Origin of the sequence: Pseudomonas karstica (assembly GCF_009707515.1) — a bacterium.
Taxonomy (GTDB): domain Bacteria; phylum Pseudomonadota; class Gammaproteobacteria; order Pseudomonadales; family Pseudomonadaceae; genus Aquipseudomonas; species Aquipseudomonas karstica.
This window is the reverse complement of the sequence record NZ_WLYI01000011.1, coordinates 49,654-65,012: the sequence shown is the minus strand read 5'-3', so window position 1 is coordinate 65,012 and position 15,359 is coordinate 49,654. Positions and strand designations below refer to the sequence as shown.

Annotated in this window: 14 protein-coding genes and 4 tRNA genes; 6 read left to right on the top strand and 12 right to left on the bottom strand. The window is 58.3% G+C overall.

Features of this window, described 5'->3' with window-relative positions; translation table 11 throughout:
* Positions 1-18: 18 nt before the first annotated feature.
* The 3 genes from GIR22_RS10020 to GIR22_RS10010 all read right to left on the bottom strand — a co-directional run bounded on the left by GIR22_RS10020 (position 19) and on the right by GIR22_RS10010 (position 2,830).
* Positions 19-1,170: a TDT family transporter gene (locus GIR22_RS10020; protein ID WP_154743182.1), complete on the bottom strand. Its 1,152-nt coding sequence runs from the start codon at positions 1,168-1,170 to the stop codon at positions 19-21.
* 106 nt (positions 1,171-1,276) lie between these two features.
* Entirely contained in the window at positions 1,277-1,588 is a 312-nt protein-coding gene (locus GIR22_RS10015; RefSeq protein ID WP_154743181.1) for a cupin domain-containing protein, read from the bottom strand.
* Positions 1,589-1,636: 48 nt separating this feature from the next.
* Positions 1,637-2,830: an MFS transporter gene (locus tag GIR22_RS10010; RefSeq protein WP_154743180.1), complete on the bottom strand. Its 1,194-nt coding sequence runs from the start codon at positions 2,828-2,830 to the stop codon at positions 1,637-1,639.
* A gap of 90 nt (positions 2,831-2,920) precedes the next feature.
* Here GIR22_RS10010 and GIR22_RS10005 point away from each other — a divergent pair, with 90 nt between their 5' ends.
* Positions 2,921-3,463: a TetR/AcrR family transcriptional regulator gene (locus GIR22_RS10005; RefSeq protein ID WP_154743179.1), complete on the top strand. Its 543-nt coding sequence runs from the start codon at positions 2,921-2,923 to the stop codon at positions 3,461-3,463.
* Positions 3,464-3,630: 167 nt separating this feature from the next.
* On the opposite strand, the gene GIR22_RS10000 is transcribed toward GIR22_RS10005, so the two are convergent.
* From GIR22_RS10000 to GIR22_RS09985, 4 genes are all read right to left on the bottom strand, one after another.
* On the bottom strand, positions 3,631-4,410 hold the full coding sequence (locus GIR22_RS10000; RefSeq protein ID WP_154743178.1) for an ABC transporter permease: 780 nt from the start codon (positions 4,408-4,410) through the stop codon (positions 3,631-3,633).
* Positions 4,407-5,339, bottom strand: coding sequence for an ABC transporter ATP-binding protein (locus GIR22_RS09995; protein WP_154743177.1), 933 nt, complete (start codon positions 5,337-5,339; stop codon positions 4,407-4,409). The genes GIR22_RS10000 and GIR22_RS09995 overlap by 4 nt, the downstream gene beginning before the upstream one ends.
* 135 nt (positions 5,340-5,474) lie before the next feature.
* The gene (locus tag GIR22_RS09990; protein ID WP_154743176.1) at positions 5,475-6,098 is read right to left on the bottom strand and encodes a glutathione S-transferase family protein; all 624 of its coding nucleotides are present in this window, start codon (positions 6,096-6,098) and stop codon (positions 5,475-5,477) included.
* 55 nt (positions 6,099-6,153) lie between these two features.
* Positions 6,154-6,813 (bottom strand): transglutaminase-like domain-containing protein, encoded by a 660-nt coding sequence (locus tag GIR22_RS09985; RefSeq protein ID WP_154743175.1) that lies wholly within the window; start codon positions 6,811-6,813, stop codon positions 6,154-6,156.
* A 203-nt stretch (positions 6,814-7,016) separates the two neighbouring features.
* Here GIR22_RS09985 and GIR22_RS09980 point away from each other — a divergent pair, with 203 nt between their 5' ends.
* Together GIR22_RS09980 and GIR22_RS09975 are read left to right on the top strand one after the other, a co-directional pair.
* Entirely contained in the window at positions 7,017-9,464 is a 2,448-nt protein-coding gene (locus tag GIR22_RS09980) for an acyl-CoA dehydrogenase (protein ID WP_154743174.1), read from the top strand.
* A gap of 74 nt (positions 9,465-9,538) precedes the next feature.
* Positions 9,539-9,946, top strand: a complete 408-nt coding sequence (locus tag GIR22_RS09975; protein WP_178122179.1) for a PA2817 family protein — start codon at positions 9,539-9,541, stop codon at positions 9,944-9,946.
* Between the two features lie 69 nt (positions 9,947-10,015).
* Here the strand turns inward: GIR22_RS09975 and GIR22_RS09970 are convergent, their stop codons facing one another.
* Positions 10,016-10,948, bottom strand: a complete 933-nt coding sequence (locus tag GIR22_RS09970) for a LysR family transcriptional regulator (RefSeq protein WP_154743172.1) — start codon at positions 10,946-10,948, stop codon at positions 10,016-10,018.
* A gap of 90 nt (positions 10,949-11,038) precedes the next feature.
* Between GIR22_RS09970 and GIR22_RS09965 the strand changes: the two genes are divergently transcribed.
* Positions 11,039-11,665: an alanyl-tRNA editing protein gene (locus tag GIR22_RS09965; protein ID WP_154743171.1), complete on the top strand. Its 627-nt coding sequence runs from the start codon at positions 11,039-11,041 to the stop codon at positions 11,663-11,665.
* Positions 11,666-11,887: 222 nt separating this feature from the next.
* A complete protein-coding gene (locus GIR22_RS09960; protein ID WP_154743170.1) occupies positions 11,888-13,627 on the top strand; it encodes a dipeptidase in 1,740 nt (579 codons plus the stop codon).
* 127 nt (positions 13,628-13,754) lie between these two features.
* Here the strand turns inward: GIR22_RS09960 and GIR22_RS09955 are convergent.
* From GIR22_RS09955 to GIR22_RS09940, 4 genes are all read right to left on the bottom strand, one after another.
* Positions 13,755-13,830 (bottom strand) — tRNA-Gly (locus tag GIR22_RS09955).
* Positions 13,831-13,833: 3 nt separating this feature from the next.
* Positions 13,834-13,909, bottom strand: a tRNA-Glu gene (locus GIR22_RS09950).
* A 104-nt stretch (positions 13,910-14,013) separates the two neighbouring features.
* A tRNA-Gly gene (locus tag GIR22_RS09945) sits at positions 14,014-14,089 on the bottom strand.
* Positions 14,090-14,091: 2 nt separating this feature from the next.
* A tRNA-Glu gene (locus GIR22_RS09940) sits at positions 14,092-14,167 on the bottom strand.
* A 358-nt stretch (positions 14,168-14,525) separates the two neighbouring features.
* Between GIR22_RS09940 and GIR22_RS09935 the strand changes: the two genes are divergently transcribed.
* A complete protein-coding gene (locus GIR22_RS09935; RefSeq protein ID WP_178122178.1) occupies positions 14,526-15,296 on the top strand; it encodes a hypothetical protein in 771 nt (256 codons plus the stop codon).
* Positions 15,297-15,359 lie beyond the last annotated feature (63 nt).

The following is a 15,359-nucleotide window of genomic DNA, read 5'->3' as shown; positions in this document are numbered from 1 at the left end:
TTTACCTAATCCCGCTTACTAATTCCCTAATCCTGCAATACAGGGTGAGACAAAAAGCTCGCCTCTATAGGCGCCCTGCACGGTGCGCTTGGCGACGATCAACCACATCAAGGCCAGGCCCGTTACCAGAACACAGCCAAACCCATTGAAAAACCCCAAGTGCAAGGTGCCCGCCAATTTCAGCGTGGCCAGCGCGTAGACTCCCAGCGGGAAAGTGAAACCCCACCAGCCTAGATTGAACGGGATACCGGCACGCAGATAACGCAGCGTAATCAATACGGCGATCAGCATCCACCACAGGCCAAAGCCCCATAGGGTAATACCGGCCACCAGACCGATACCGTTGGCTATTTCACCCACGCCGGGCAAACCGTTGGCGGCGAAGATGGCGGGGGCATCAGCGCCCAGCAGCAACATACCCAAGGCACCGGTGCCGATGGGCCCCAGGGCCAGCCAGCTCGACGCGGCCATGTTGGCATGGGGCAGTTTATGCAAGGCCATGCGCAACATCAGGATGGTCAGGATACTGAACGCCACAGGCAGGGAGAATGCCCACAGCACGTAGCTAGTCACCAGCATCACCAGTTGCGAATGGACGTCTGCCAGGTGCGGCGCCAGCAGGCCACCGCTGGCGGCGGCGACTTCGGCGGCCACCACCGGCAACAACCAGACAGCCGTCATTTGGTCGATACTGTGCTCCTGGCGGGTAAACATCATGAACGGGATCAACACGCCGCAGGCCAGGGCCATCGCCACATCCAGCCACCACAGCACTTCGGCCAGGGGCACCACACCCTCGCCCCAACGTGGTAGGCCGAACAACAGCAGGCCATTGATAATCGTCGCCAGGCCCATGGGAATCGTGCCGAAAAACATCGAGACGGTGGAGTGCCCGAAAATCCGCCGTGCTTCCTCGAAAAACATGACCCAGCGCGCGGTGTACAAGACGCTGAACAGTACAAACAGCAAAATCGTCAACAGCCACAGCCCTTCGGCGACGGCATGCAGCCCTGGCAGATTGAGCGCAGGCTGCGCCAATGCCAGCGCCAGCACGCCAGTGCCCATGGTGGCGGCAAACCAATTAGGGGTGAATTGGCGAATCACTTCCCGTGGACGGGCCAGGTGACTGAACGGCTTGAATCTTGTGGTGATGCTGGCGGGGCAAGTCATGGTGTTATCCTCTTCCTCATATGAGGTTGAGCCCATGGTAGAACCGTATCGAATATCTATATAACGGGTAATATCTCTAACTGTTATCTGTTTTGTAGATATCCAGCTAAACGCTGCCTTTCGACTCGACCACCAACACCCGCGCCACCCCCAGCGGATGAGCCACATGCTCGGTACCGACACTGGCGTAAAAAATGTCACCTACCTTGAGTACAGCCACCTGCTCCTGGCCATTTTCCCGATAGCGCATCTGTATCTCGCCATCAAGCACTACAAAAACTTCTTCACCATCATTGACGTGCCAGCGGTACGGCTGATCGGTCCAATGCAAGCGCGTGGTGATGCCGTTCATGCTGGCGATATCCAGCGCCTCCCAGGCGTGGCTACCGGTGAAGTCCCTACTGCGGATGATCTTCATACTTGAATCTCTGTGCGTACTCGATGAAGGACGCTGATTATTGCCGAATCAGTTGCCAGGCGTCGCCCTGACCTTGTCGGCACCCTGCATCATCAGGCCGAGCAAAGCACTGAGCGCCAGCACAATCAGCACCGCGCCATAAGCATCGGTGGTGGCAATCAAGCCAAAGGTGCGGATGAGATTGCCGGCCAGCAACGATGGCAGACAGAACGCCAAGTAACTCAGCACATAGAACGCCGACATCAGGCCCGCTCGCTCATGGGGCAAGGCCAGCGGCACGACGCTGCGCAATGCACCCAGGAACCCCGCGCCAAAGCCACTGCCAGCGATCAGCGTGGCGATAAAAAACAGCGGTAGGCTGGCGCTGTGGACGGCGCTCAGGATCAGGGCCACGCCCACGGCCAACAGACTCGCTCCCAAACGCAGGACTTTGTCCGCCGGGCGATTGCGCAGGCTGAAAATCATCACCGCACCACTCAAGGTCAGCACCGCCACCAGACTGCCACCGATCAGGTTGGAGGTGAACCCGGTTGCCGCCCGGACCAGCGACGGCGCCAGTGACAAGTAGAAACCGCTCATGGCCCACACGGCAATATCCACCGGTAGCGACAGCCACAAAGCCCGGCGCGCCTGGGGCGGCACATGCAAGGTGGGCCGCAGCGAGGCCAGTGCGCCGGGTATCCGGCTGACGGTTTCCGGCAAGCGCCAGACATACAGCGCCTGCAAGAGCATCAATGCCAGCAACGTCCAGTAAATCAACTGAGTGGGCAACGGCGCGAACTCCACCAGCACGCTGCTGCCCATGGCACCACAGGCCATGCCCAGCAGCGGTGCCACGCTGTTGACCAGTGGGCCCTGCTGGCGATCAGTGTCCAGCAGGGCCGCCCCCAGCACTGCCGTCGCCATTCCGGTGGCAAAACCTTGCAGCGTGCGAGCGGCAATCAACCAGGCGACATTGTCGGCATTGATAAATAACAACATCGACAGCATTTCCAGGACCAGCGCAACAAAGATCACCGGTTTGCGCCCCAGGTGATCCGACAGCGAGCCCACGGTCAACAGAGCGGCCAACAGGCTGATGGCATACACGCCAAAGATCAACGTCAGCGTCGCCGCGGAAAAATGCAGGCCTTCCTGATACAGGTGATACAACGGCGTGGGCGCACTGGAAGCGGCAAGAAAGGTCAGTAAGGTGATCGCCAGGAATGCCAGGCTGGATCGATGTGAAGTGACGCTGGACATGGGCAGTCTCCGCTAAAGCTAATATTTTGCTTTTGTGGAGTGTGCTACTGCCTGGCGCTTAAAGCAAATTCTTTGTGTTAAGGTTTGATCATGGCGATAAAAGAAGGCCTTCGCCCGGGGGGTCGTAGTGCCCGGGTACAAGAATCGGTGCATCGAGCAACGCGAGAGTTGCTGGAAGAACAGGAGCGCGCCAGCGTGACTGTGCCTCTGATCGCTGCCCGCGCGGGCGTAACACCGTCCACCATTTATCGACGCTGGGGCGACCTGTCCGCCCTCCTCGCCGATGTGGCCCTGGCCCGCATGCGTCCGGACAGTGAACCGCTCAACACCGGTAGCCTGCGCGGCGATATACGCGCCTGGGCCGAGCAATACCTGGATGAAATGAGTTCAGAGCCTGGGCGCAACATGATGCGCGATGTGCAGTGCAGCCAGGCCCCGGGTTATTGCGTGGCAATCCTCGGTGGGCAGTTGCAGATCATCCTGGATCGCTATCAGGACAATGGTGAAGTGTTACCCCGCCTGGACCATCTGCTAAACCTGATTGCCGCACCGACGGTGTTTCGAATTCTGTTCTCCAACGCGCCATTGCAGATTGAAGAGCTGCATGAACTGATCGAGGTCGCGCTGCGATGAACATAGGTATCTACACAAATCTGAAGACCCAGGCGACTACTGCGCAGCCGATCGCAGGCTGCGCCTGCGGCTACAGGTGATTGCAGGCAGCAGCTCCTACACTTTGATCTATGTACCCCATAAAAAACGGCCTCATCATGAGGCCGTTTTTCATTTCTAAACGCCGATCACGTACGCATCCCACGCCCACTCACCAGCAAGCGCGCGCAGCCGATATACAGCACCACTGTCGCCACCAGCATGAACGTGATCGCTACACTGATCTTGATATCCGAAACCCCTAGAATCCCATAGCGAAACGCATTGACCATGTGCAACACCGGGTTGGCCAGCGACACCGTCTGCCAGAACGGCGGCAACAAGGTGATCGAATAAAACACCCCGCCCAGGTACGTCAACGGCGTCAGCACGAACGTCGGAATAATCGAAATATCATCGAAGTTACGTGCAAACACTGCGTTGATAAAACCCAGCAACGAAAAGATCGTCGCCGTCAGTACCACCACCAGCAGGGTGAGCCCGAGGTGATGCACCTGCAAATGGGTGAAGAACAGCGACAGCAACGTCACGATCACACCGACCATCAGGCCGCGCAGCACACCGCCCAAGGTGTAGCCGATCAGGATGGTATGTGGCGACACCGGCGATACCATCAACTCCTCGATAGAGCGCTGGAACTTGCTGCCGAAAAAGCTGGAGACCACGTTGCCATAGGAGTTGGTAATCACCGACATCATGATCAGCCCCGGCACGATGTATTCCATATAGGTAAAACCACCCATATCACCGATTTGCCGGCCAATCAGATTACCGAATATCACGAAGTACAAGACCATGGTGATCGCCGGTGGCAGTAACGTCTGCGGCCAGATCCGGGTAAAGCGCTTCACTTCGCGATAGACAATGGTCTGGAGTGCGACAAGGTTGGGTTGCAGTTCGGAATTCATACCGCCACCTTCGCCAGATTTTTCTCCACCAGGGACACGAACAACTCCTCAAGGCGATTGGTTTTGTTACGCAGGCTCAGCACTTCGATATTCTGGGTGGCCAACTGGCCGAACAACGCGGTGATGCCCACGGCTTTATCCACCTGGACTTCCAGGGTGTGGGTGTTCACAAGACGGCTTGGGTAGCCAATCAGTTGCGGCGCCACGTCCATGTTGTTTTTCAAGTCGAGCAGGAAGGTCTCGACGTGCAACTGGCTCAACAGGCTACGCATGCTGGTGTTTTCGACAATGGTACCGTGGTCGATGATGCCGATGTTACGGCACAACTGTTCAGCTTCTTCCAGGTAGTGGGTGGTGAGGATGATGGTGATGCCTTTCTCGTTCAGCTCGGTGAGGAAGGCCCACATCGAACGACGCAGTTCAATGTCGACCCCCGCGGTCGGCTCGTCGAGGATCAACAGGCGCGGTTCGTGAACCAGTGCGCGGGCGATCATCAGGCGGCGCTTCATGCCACCAGAGAGCGAGCGTGAAGGCACGTCACGCTTGTCCCACAGCCCCAGTTGGGTCAGGTATTGCTCGGCCCGCTCCTTGGCGATCTTCGGAGGGATGCCGTAGTAGCCGGCCTGGGTCACGACAATGTCGAAGGTCTTTTCAAACTGATTGAAGTTGAATTCCTGGGGCACCACACCAATGCAGCGCTTGAGCGCGGCCGGGGATTTGTCCAGGTCATGACCGAAGATATTCACTGTACCGCTGGTCTTGTTGACCAGGGTCGAGAGGATACCAATGGTGGTGGATTTGCCGGCACCGTTGGGGCCGAGCAAGGCGAAAAAGTCACCTTCGGCGACATCCAGATCGATACCACTCAAGGCCTGGAAACCGTTGCCGTAGGTTTTGGTTAGCTGCCGGATGGACAGAGCGGAACTCATATCGGAATACGCACCAAAGAAGAGGAATAGAGATGTTACATATGGGCTGACCGCACGTAATACAACGGCGGCGCATGGCAAGCATGTTGCTTGCCCGCACCGCACAAGTACAGTCACCTGTATTAATAGTCAGTATTAAGTCAACGCGGTCATCACCGCTTTCTGATAAGCCGGACGCTGGCGAAGGCGCTGGTACCAGGCCTCTAGATTGGGCATCGACGGCCGTTCGATAGGCATTTCAAACCAGGCGTAAATAAAGCAACCCAAAGGGATATCACCCATGCCGATCTCGTCACCTGACAGGTACGGTTGCGCGGCCAGGGCTTGGTCCACGGTGCTCAAAACGTCAATGCAGGTGTTGCGCCCAGCATGGATATTGTCCCAGTTCTGCTGGTCGGCGGGAGTGCGCAGTATGCCCCAGAACACCGTCTTGAAGGGCTCGGCGAGCGTCGAGGTGGTCCAGTCCATCCACTTTTCGGCACTGGCCCGGGCCTGCAGGTCCTTCGGGTACCAGGCAGAGTCGGAAGCATGCCTGGCACATAGATAACGTACGATGGTGTTGGATTCCCACAACACAAAGTCGCCATCCTCGATCATCGGCACCCGGCCATTGGGGTTCAACGCCCGATAATGCGGCGTATCGACCACACCAAAAGCCCCGCCCGCATCAATTGCCTCATAGTCCAGGCCGAGTTCCTCGGCGCACCACAGTGCTTTCCTGACGTTTGATGAATTCTTACGACCCCAGATTTTCAGCATGACCGCCCCGATGTGATGAATATGGTGGATGAATGCCGAGGCAGCATACGCCGGTTCACCGGCGGCTTAAATCACTCTGCATATCCCCCAGCAACACCGGCAACGGCTCGGCAAACAGGTGCGGGTAACATTTCTCCAGGTGAGCGAAGAAAAAGTCCTCGGGCACATCAGGAAATTGCCCATGATCCACCACATACTCCATGGACCGTTGGCCCTGGCGGTTGAAGGGGTGGAAAACGCTGTCGTGGATCCCGTCGAAATCCAGCGGCGGCACATCAAATAACTCACACAGCTGTTGGTTGAATGCCGGCGTGGCCTTGACCCAGCGCCCCTGCAAATACAGCTCGGTGTAGCCGTGCATGGCGAACACATCGCTTTTGAGCAGCTCGATCAGGCGCGGCGTCGAGAGGTGATTGCGCACGTCGGCCAGGCCGATTCGCGCGGGGATCGCACAATGCCTTGCGCAGGCGGCCAGCAAAGTCGCCTTGGGCACGCAATAGCTCTCGCCGGCGCCCAGTGCATAGCTGGCGCTCAACGTTTGCGGGTCGCGGCTGAACGTGTAAGGGTTGTAGCGCACCGCCTCACGCACGGCGTAGTAAAGACTGACTGCCTGGTCACGGGGATCGGTACTTGAACCCCGATGTTTTTCGGCGAACTCCACCACTGCGGGGTGGTCACTATCGATGAAGCGGCTGGGATTCAAATAGGTATCCATAAGCACAATCTCCGAGGCGAACCTTGAGTCTAACCACAGGCCTGCTCCAGAGATAACGACGATTCGGCCAAATGCCGGCGCTTGATACCTATCCCTGAAACCTGTAGCCCGGCACAACACGTAACACCCTCGTCACCCCGTTTTTTCGGATGCCGACTAAGCTCTGAGGGTAATTTTGCCCCTGGCTTCACGGAGGATTGAATATGCTGTTGTTGTGGATACTGGTTCTGTTGGTCGGCATTGCCTACCTGGCACACCGCCGCACTGCGCCCCTGCCCGCCTTGGGCGTGGTTGCCGTCTATCTATTGGCGATGGGCGCCTTCAGTCATGCTCCGGGCTGGTTGCTACTGGTCTTCTGGGTGTTGATTGCCGTCGTGGCAGCCCCCCTGCTGCTACCGGACCTGCGCCGCCAGTACTTCACCGCGCCGCTGTTCAACTGGTTCCAGAAAACCCTGCCGCCGATGTCCGAGACCGAGCGCGACGCCATTGATGCCGGCACCGTATGGTGGGACGGTGAACTGTTCAGCGGCCGTCCCGATTGGGACAAGCTGCTGGCCTACCCCAAGGCGCAACTGAGCGAAGAAGAACAAGCCTTTATTGACGGCCCCACCGAAGAGCTCTGCGCCATGGTCAGCGATTGGGAAATCGGCCAGGCCATGGACCTGCCGCCCGCAGCCTGGGAACACATCAAGCAACATGGCTTCTTTGCCCTGATCATTCCCAAGGAATACGGCGGCAAAGGTTTCTCCGCCTACGCTCACTCCCAGGTCGCCATGAAACTGGCAACTCGCAGCGGCGACCTTGCCTCTACGGTCATGGTCCCCAATTCCCTGGGGCCAGCCGAATTGCTGCTGCATTACGGCACCGATGAACAACGCAACCATTACCTGCCGCGACTGGCCCGTGGCGACGATATTCCATGCTTTGCCCTCACCGGCCCGCTGGCAGGCTCCGATGCCGGTGCCATGCCCGACACCGGAGTGATCTGCAAAGGCCAATGGGAAGGCAAGGAAACCCTCGGCCTGCGCCTGAACTGGGAAAAACGCTACATCACCCTCGGCCCGGTGGCGACCCTGCTGGGCCTGGCGTTCAAGGCCCATGATCCGGACCACCTGCTGGGCGACCATGAAGAGCTGGGCATCAGCCTCGCGCTGATCCCCACTGACACCCCGGGCGTGGAGATCGGTCGTCGCCACCTGCCATTGGGCGCGGCATTCATGAACGGCCCGAACTCCGGCAAAGACGTATTCATCCCTCTGGAGTTCCTGATCGGTGGCCAGGAAATGCTCGGCAAGGGCTGGATGATGCTGATGAACTGCCTGTCGGTGGGCCGTTCGATTTCACTGCCTGCGGTCGGTACCGGCGCGGCCAAGTTCACCAGCCTGGTGACCGGCCAATACGCCCAGGTGCGCGAGCAGTTCAACGTGCCCCTGTCGGCCTTCGAAGGCATCCAGGAAGCCTTGGCCCGTATCGGCGGCAATGCCTGGCTGATGGACAGCGCACGGATACTCACCGCCAATGCCGTGGACATGGGGGAAAAACCCTCGGTGCTGTCGGCGATCCTCAAGTATCACCTGACCGAGCGCGGCCGCGAGTGCATTAGCCACGCCATGGACGTGCACGGCGGCAAGGGCATCATCATGGGCCCTAACAACTACCTGGGCCGCAGTTGGCAGGGGGCGCCGATCTTCATCACCGTGGAGGGCGCGAATATTCTCTCGCGCAACCTGATGATCTTCGGCCAGGGCGCCATTCGCTGTCATCCATTTGTGCTCAAGGAAATGGCCCTCGCCGGTCGCGAAGACCACGACCAGGCGCTGAAAGAGTTCGATGGCCTGCTGATGCAGCACATCGGTTTTGCCGTAAGTAATGCCGCCAGCACCCTGGTACTGAACCTAGGCCTAGGGCATTTCGAAAAAGCCCCGGGCAACCGCTTGAGTCAAGGCTACTTCCGCGCCCTCAACCGCCAGGCGGCAGCGTTTGCCCTGCTGGCGGACTTGAGCATGATGCTGCTGGGCGGTGAGTTGAAACGCCGTGAACGCCTGTCGGCGCGCCTGGGGGATGTACTGAGCCACATGTACCTGGCATCGGCGGCACTCAAGCGTTATCACGACCTGGATTCGCCTGATCACCTGCAACCGCTGTTTGCCTGGGCCATGGAGGAAAGCCTGGGCCATTCGGAGCGAGCGCTGGATGAACTGCTGGACAACTTCCCGAACAAGGTACTGGGCTGTTTGCTGCGAGTGATCGTGTTCCCGTTCGGGCGTCGCCACAAGGGCCCGTCCGATGCGCTGGATGCCGAAGTCGCGGCGGTAATTGGCCGCGCCAAGGACGACCCGGCCCTCGAAGCCGTATTGGCGGGATGCTATCGCCCGCAATCGGCCGACGATCCGGTAGGCGCCCTGCAACATGCCTACGACCTGTTGGCCGCCAGCCACCCCTTGCAAAAAAAACTCCACGAAGGCCTCAAGAGCGGCCAGGTCAAGCCTGCCGCCGGCGAACATGCAATCGATGCTGCGCTGCAGGCCGGCGTGCTGCAACCGGCCGAAGCGCAGACCTTGCATGACGCCGAAGCAGAGCGGCGCAAGGTGATCGATGTGGATGACTTCAGCAAGGAAGAGCTGAGCCAGGCCGACGGAAAAGTCCGCTGAAACCAGTGCCCATATAAAAGCGGGCACGAGGGCTATATACTCTCGCGCCCGTTTTGCTCTTGAGGACTTATCTCGTGTCCAACGTCGTTGCCGATCATCTCGTCTTGCTCGACCACCTGCGCACCATCCTGGTTGCCGTCGGCGAAGCCGAACAAGTGCCCGAGGAAAGCCACGCCCTGTTTCTGGAGCGCTTCGATGAACTGCGCGCCCTGCTGCCCATCGACCCGATCGAAAGCCAATACCTGGGCCAGGACCTGATGAGCCAGGTCATCCTGCGCTACCCGCAAATCGCCCATCTGGTGCCACGGGACCTGCTGTGGTTCTTCGGCGGTGATTGCCTGCACTTCATGCCGGACGACGAACTGGACCTGTACCAGGCTCTGGAAGAGCGCCGCTTCGAAGCCGAACAGAACGACGAACCGTTCGACTGGAACCAGGAAAAACAGCTGTTGGCCATGTCCAACGACCAGGCCAAGCACTGATCAGACTTACTGAGCGCTTACACCGTGGCGATCCGGCCAGTCCGCTCGCCACACCAGCTCCCGGCCACGCTACCCCTTGCGTAACGTCGGCTCCCGCGCCATACACTCCACCAGATAATCGATAAACACCCGCAACTTCGGTGGCAGATAACGCGTCGGCGAATGCAGCAACCACGCATCACCATGGTATGAGGCGATAAAGTCCCATTCCGGCAACACCTGCACCAACGCCCCCTCTTCCAACGCATGTCGCGCCGTGAAATAGGGCAAGCTGCCCACCCCCACATGCTGCAACACCGCATCCAGCCGCACGCCCGTGTGATTGGCCGCATACCGTCCACCCACACCCACCGTTACCACCTTGCTGCCCTGGCGGAATTTCCAGCGCGCATCGCCCGGGGTTTCCCCCAGATAAATACAACTGTGCCCCAGTAAATCATGGGGATGGCTCGGTGTGCCGTGCTCGGCCAGGTACTGCGGTGTCGCACAGAGCAGGTGCTCGATGGGCAGCAACTGACGCCCCACCAAGCCCGGCGGCGGACTGTCCGTGATGCGGATGCTCAGGTCGACATTGTCATCGATCAGGTCTACATGACGGTCTTCGAGGATCAACTGCACATCGACCTTGGGATAACGCCGTAGAAACTCAGGCATATGTGGATGTACCACAAACCGGCCCACCGCCTTGGGCACGCTGACCCGTACCAGCCCTTCGGCTTCATGGGTGTATTGCCCGCTGATCTCTATCACCGAGCGCGCCGCATTGACCATCTCCTGGCAGCGCTTGAACACTTCTTCGCCGCCTTCGCTGAGGCGCAATTTGCGGGTGGTACGCTGTAACAACCGAATAGCCAAGGCCTTTTCCAGGCGCGAAATACTGCGGCTTACCGACGACGGCGAAGCCCCCATCTGCCGCGCGGCTTGCGAGAAACTGCCGGTTTCCACCACTTTGACGAATGTCGCCATTTCACCCAACAATGGCAGAGGAAGATTAATGCTCATGACGCACAAGTCCATTGATAGTTGAGCGGATTATCACCCATTCGCGCACTATTTATACTGCCCGACAGAACACTGATGCGGATGTAGATGATGACCCAGCGCCTGTTTTTTACCCACGATCACCTGACAGCCAAGCTTGAAGTACTGGACTGCGTGCCTCACGAAGACCACTTTGCGGTGACTCTGCAATCGACCATTTTTCACCCCCAGGGCGGCGGTCAACCCTTCGATACCGGCTGGCTGGGAGACAGTCACGTGCTCAAGGTGACCCAGGAAGCGGATCGCATCGTGCATTACGTGAGCCAGCCGGTCAGGCCTGGACTGATACAGGCGCGGCTTGATGAGCCCCGTCGCACCCTGAACACGCGCTTGCACTCCGCTGGTCACCTGATCGGCAATGCGGGCCAAAGCCTGGGCTGGATGCCGACCAAGGCACATCATTGGCCAGGCGAGGGAAAGATCACTTTTATACGCGGGGAGTCTGCGCAAGTCATGGACGCCCAGGCGATACAACACCAAGTCAACCAATGGATCGCCGCTGACCTGCCCCGTCAACTGACCCTCAAGGAAGGTGTACGTGAAGTCGGCTTCGGCAACCTGCCGCCCTATGCCTGTGGCGGCACACATGTGCAGACATTGCGGGAGGTGGGCCAGGTAACGATCCTCGCCCTGTCCGAGAAAAAAGGCGCGCTGTCGGTGCGCTATACCCTCGACTGAGGGAGAGCAGCCCCCATGACAAGCAACCCGGGCGCGCCTTGAGGACAACTGCCCACAAACAAAAATGCTGTTTGTTTCCAAACGACATTTTTGTATTTCAGCAGGACAAATCCCGCGTCAGGGTCTGCCCTACCCTTCCTTTACGGTGTTAGTGTGTAGAAATATTTCTGACATTTTGATCAGATATTTCCTACCAGCCGCCTGCAAAGGAATGCCCCAGCAATGGACTTCTCACTCAAACACCTGGCTGCAACCACCCTGATTCTGGCCAGCCTTTCATCGTTCACCGCGCCAGCGTTCGCCAACATCACCCCGCAACAGAGCGCGACTATCCTCAAGTCCTTCAGCGATGTACCGGTTACGGATTTCAGGCAGTTCCTGGCAAGCCTGGCCAAGAGCGACCTGGCCAAAACCGATAATCTCGGCGCAGCTATCAGTGCTTTCCAGAGCAACAAACCCCTTGACGCTGAACAACAGAACGAAGTCCATCGCTTACTGGGTATTTATACCCGGCTGAAATACGGCGACGCGGCCCTTGAGACTCTGCGCGAACTGGTGGCCATTCCAACCTTCCGCGTGGAAGGCGTCGCCCAGCACGACAACCCCGAATTCATCAAGATCGCCGACAAAATCAAGAACCTTGCCCAGGCTTTCAACCTCAACTTTCGCAACGTCGACAACCGCGTCTATGAAATATCCCTGGAAGGCACTGGCGAGGAAGTGGTGGGCCTTCACGCCCATGCCGACGTTGTGCCCGTGACACCGGAAAACTGGGTCCTGCAGGACGGCACCAAACTTGATCCATTCAAGGTCACTCTGATCGGCGACCGCATGTATGGCCGCGGCACCGAGGATGACAAGAACGGTATCGTGGTAACGCTCTATGCCATGAAAGTCATCAAGGAAGAGAAGCTGCCACTGGCCAGGAATTTCAAACTGCTGGTAGACACCACCGAGGAAACCAGCGGCGACGCCATCCCTTATTACTTTGAACGCAACCCGACACCCAACTACAACCTGGCGCTGGACGGTGGCTATCCGGTAGTGATTGCCGAAAAAGGCTACGGCACGGTCATGGCGAACTTTGCCCGGCGCACAGGTGAGGGCAAAGGCGCCGAGATCACCTCAATGACCGGCGGCCTGGCCACCAACCAGATCCCGTCGGCGTCGGTTGCCACCCTGGTAACTGACAAACCCGCCGAATTGGCCGCCAGCCTGCAACAGGCCGGCGGTGAGTATGTCAAGAGTAATGGCGGCAACTTCGAGGTCACAGCCAAGGTCGACGGCAACGACGTCAAGCTAACCGTCACCGGCGTTTCCGCCCATTCCTCGGAGCCCGAATCAGGTGTGAATCCGGTCGCCAGGATGCTGGGTTTTATCAACGGCCTGGACGGAAAAGTCGCCCTCAAGCACAACCACATCACCGATGCCGCCCGCTATGCGGCCGATAACTGGGGGCTGGATTACCTGGGGGGCAAATTGGGCGTCGGGTTTGCCGATGACTTTATGGGCCCACTGACCACGTCCCTGACCTTTGTCGGGATGGATGACAAAGCTTTCAAGCTCGCGGTCAACCTGCGGGTGCCAAAGGGCAAGTCGCCAGAAGTGCTCAAATCCGAAATTTCCGACAAGATCGGCGCCTGGAGCAAAAAGGCGCACATTGCAGCAACCTTCGACTACTCGATCGCGGCACCGATGTACCGCAACCCAGAGGGTGAATGGGTCAAGGCCCTGCTGGCCGTGGCCACTGAAAACCTGGGAATGGAACACACGTTCGGCACCTCCGCCGGTGCCACTTCGGTCCATGACCTGCCCAATGGTGTGCAATTCGGCCTGGCGATGCCCAACGTCAAATACACCGGCCACACCGACAACGAGTTCAAGACAGTCGACCAGTTCCTGCTGGACCTGCAGATCGTGACCGAGATGATGGGGCGCATCGGGCAACTGCCGAAGCTCTGACGCCCTTTTCGGACCTGCTGTTACGGCGGGTCCGGCTTTGATCCCGATGCAAAGTCGAACAGCCAGGCATAAAAATAATGCACAAACAAAAACGCCGCTCATTGCTGAGCGGCGTTTTTGTTAAATATGGAGCGGGAAACGAGACTCGAACTCGCGACCCCGACCTTGGCAAGGTCGTGCTCTACCAACTGAGCTATTCCCGCAAATGGCGTCCCCTAGGGGACTCGAACCCCTGTTACCGCCGTGAAAGGGCGGTGTCCTAGGCCACTAGACGAAGGGGACACGCTAACTGAAACACATGGTGTGTATTTCAGTGCCCAGACCCTAGCCCGAAGACTTGGTCCTGGTTTCACTCAGTGCCGCCCGAAAGCAACACTGTTTAAAATTGGAGCGGGAAACGAGACTCGAACTCGCGACCCCGACCTTGGCAAGGTCGTGCTCTACCAACTGAGCTATTCCCGCAATGGCGTCCCCTAGGGGACTCGAACCCCTGTTACCGCCGTGAAAGGGCGGTGTCCTAGGCCACTAGACGAAGGGGACACACGTACAACATTCACTCCCTACCGCGTTTCGCTGTGTGCTTTACGCTGTAAGTGGCGCGCATTCTATGGATGGATTGGGAGGTCGTCAACCCCCAACTATAAATTTATTTAAATCAATGACTTCGATGCGCTTTACCGGGCTTCCCGGGCATTCTCGCCGTCCAGGGTTTGGCGCCTATATTCTGGCGTCCGACAAGACGCTATAGTTCGCACCAGCGAATGATGGCAATGTGCATCTATTCCGAGGCTGCCTACCTATATAGAGGAAAGTGCCGGGTCAACTCGTCGATCATTCCTATCCGCCCAATGCCCCAGTCACTACACTCCAATGAACACCCAACAAAGAGGTCTCACCGGTGACACCACTCATGATCACCCTGCTGGTAATAGCCGGGATCGTAATACTGATCGCCATTGGCTACATGAACCACGTGGTGGAAAACAACAAACTGGAAAAGACTCGGACCCAAATCGAGCTCAATGATCGACTGCGTCGCTGCGGCGAAATCACCGAAACGTTCCCAGGGCAATTGATGACCCCGGCGCTCAAGCTGTTGCTGACCCGCCTGGAACTCAACGTCAACCAGCGCCTGCTGAACCTGAACAAGTCCAGCGCGCCTCTTAAAGCACGTATTGATGAGCTCACCGCACTGGTGGCCCAGGGCGAATCGATCCCGGTGACCAACCCTCCCGGCCCCATCCAGACCGAAGCCAAGGCCAAGGACGTGCGTTTTCTATTGGAGGCACTGCACGGCCAAGTGACCCGTGCGGCCCAGGACGGCTTCTTGCCAACCAACGAGGCCAAGCACTGGATCAAGGAAATCCGCCATATCCTGGTGCTGCTGCACATCGAGTTCTTCAACAACCTCGGCCAGCATGCCTTGCAACAGGGGCAACCGGGCCAGGCGCGCCTGGCGTTCGAACGCGGCGTGCAGTATTTACGCAAGCAGGCTGAACCGGTGCTCTACAGCGAACAGTTGCAGTGGCTGGAGAAACAACTGGGCCGTGCCAACTCCATGGTGCTGAGCAACATTAAACCCGCTGAAGATGAGGTCAATGAGTTGACCGAAGGCTTGAAAGTCGCGGACGCGGATGCGGATTGGAAGAAGAAAGCCATCTACGACTAACCCTCCCTCGCGCCTATAGGATTTTCCTGTGTCATCACCCTGCATCTATCCCTGCGCCCATGA

Coding starts and splice junctions, on each gene's coding strand:
- GIR22_RS10020 (WP_154743182.1), bottom strand. CDS start 1,170: ATGACTTGCCCCGCCAGCATCACCACAAGATTCAAGCCGTTCAGTCAC.
- GIR22_RS10015 (WP_154743181.1), bottom strand. CDS start 1,588: ATGAAGATCATCCGCAGTAGGGACTTCACCGGTAGCCACGCCTGGGAG.
- GIR22_RS10010 (WP_154743180.1), bottom strand. CDS start 2,830: ATGTCCAGCGTCACTTCACATCGATCCAGCCTGGCATTCCTGGCGATC.
- GIR22_RS10005 (WP_154743179.1), top strand. CDS start 2,921: ATGGCGATAAAAGAAGGCCTTCGCCCGGGGGGTCGTAGTGCCCGGGTA.
- GIR22_RS10000 (WP_154743178.1), bottom strand. CDS start 4,410: ATGAATTCCGAACTGCAACCCAACCTTGTCGCACTCCAGACCATTGTC.
- GIR22_RS09995 (WP_154743177.1), bottom strand. CDS start 5,339: ATGAGTTCCGCTCTGTCCATCCGGCAGCTAACCAAAACCTACGGCAAC.
- GIR22_RS09990 (WP_154743176.1), bottom strand. CDS start 6,098: ATGCTGAAAATCTGGGGTCGTAAGAATTCATCAAACGTCAGGAAAGCA.
- GIR22_RS09985 (WP_154743175.1), bottom strand. CDS start 6,813: ATGGATACCTATTTGAATCCCAGCCGCTTCATCGATAGTGACCACCCC.
- GIR22_RS09980 (WP_154743174.1), top strand. CDS start 7,017: ATGCTGTTGTTGTGGATACTGGTTCTGTTGGTCGGCATTGCCTACCTG.
- GIR22_RS09970 (WP_154743172.1), bottom strand. CDS start 10,948: ATGAGCATTAATCTTCCTCTGCCATTGTTGGGTGAAATGGCGACATTC.
- GIR22_RS09965 (WP_154743171.1), top strand. CDS start 11,039: ATGACCCAGCGCCTGTTTTTTACCCACGATCACCTGACAGCCAAGCTT.
- GIR22_RS09960 (WP_154743170.1), top strand. CDS start 11,888: ATGGACTTCTCACTCAAACACCTGGCTGCAACCACCCTGATTCTGGCC.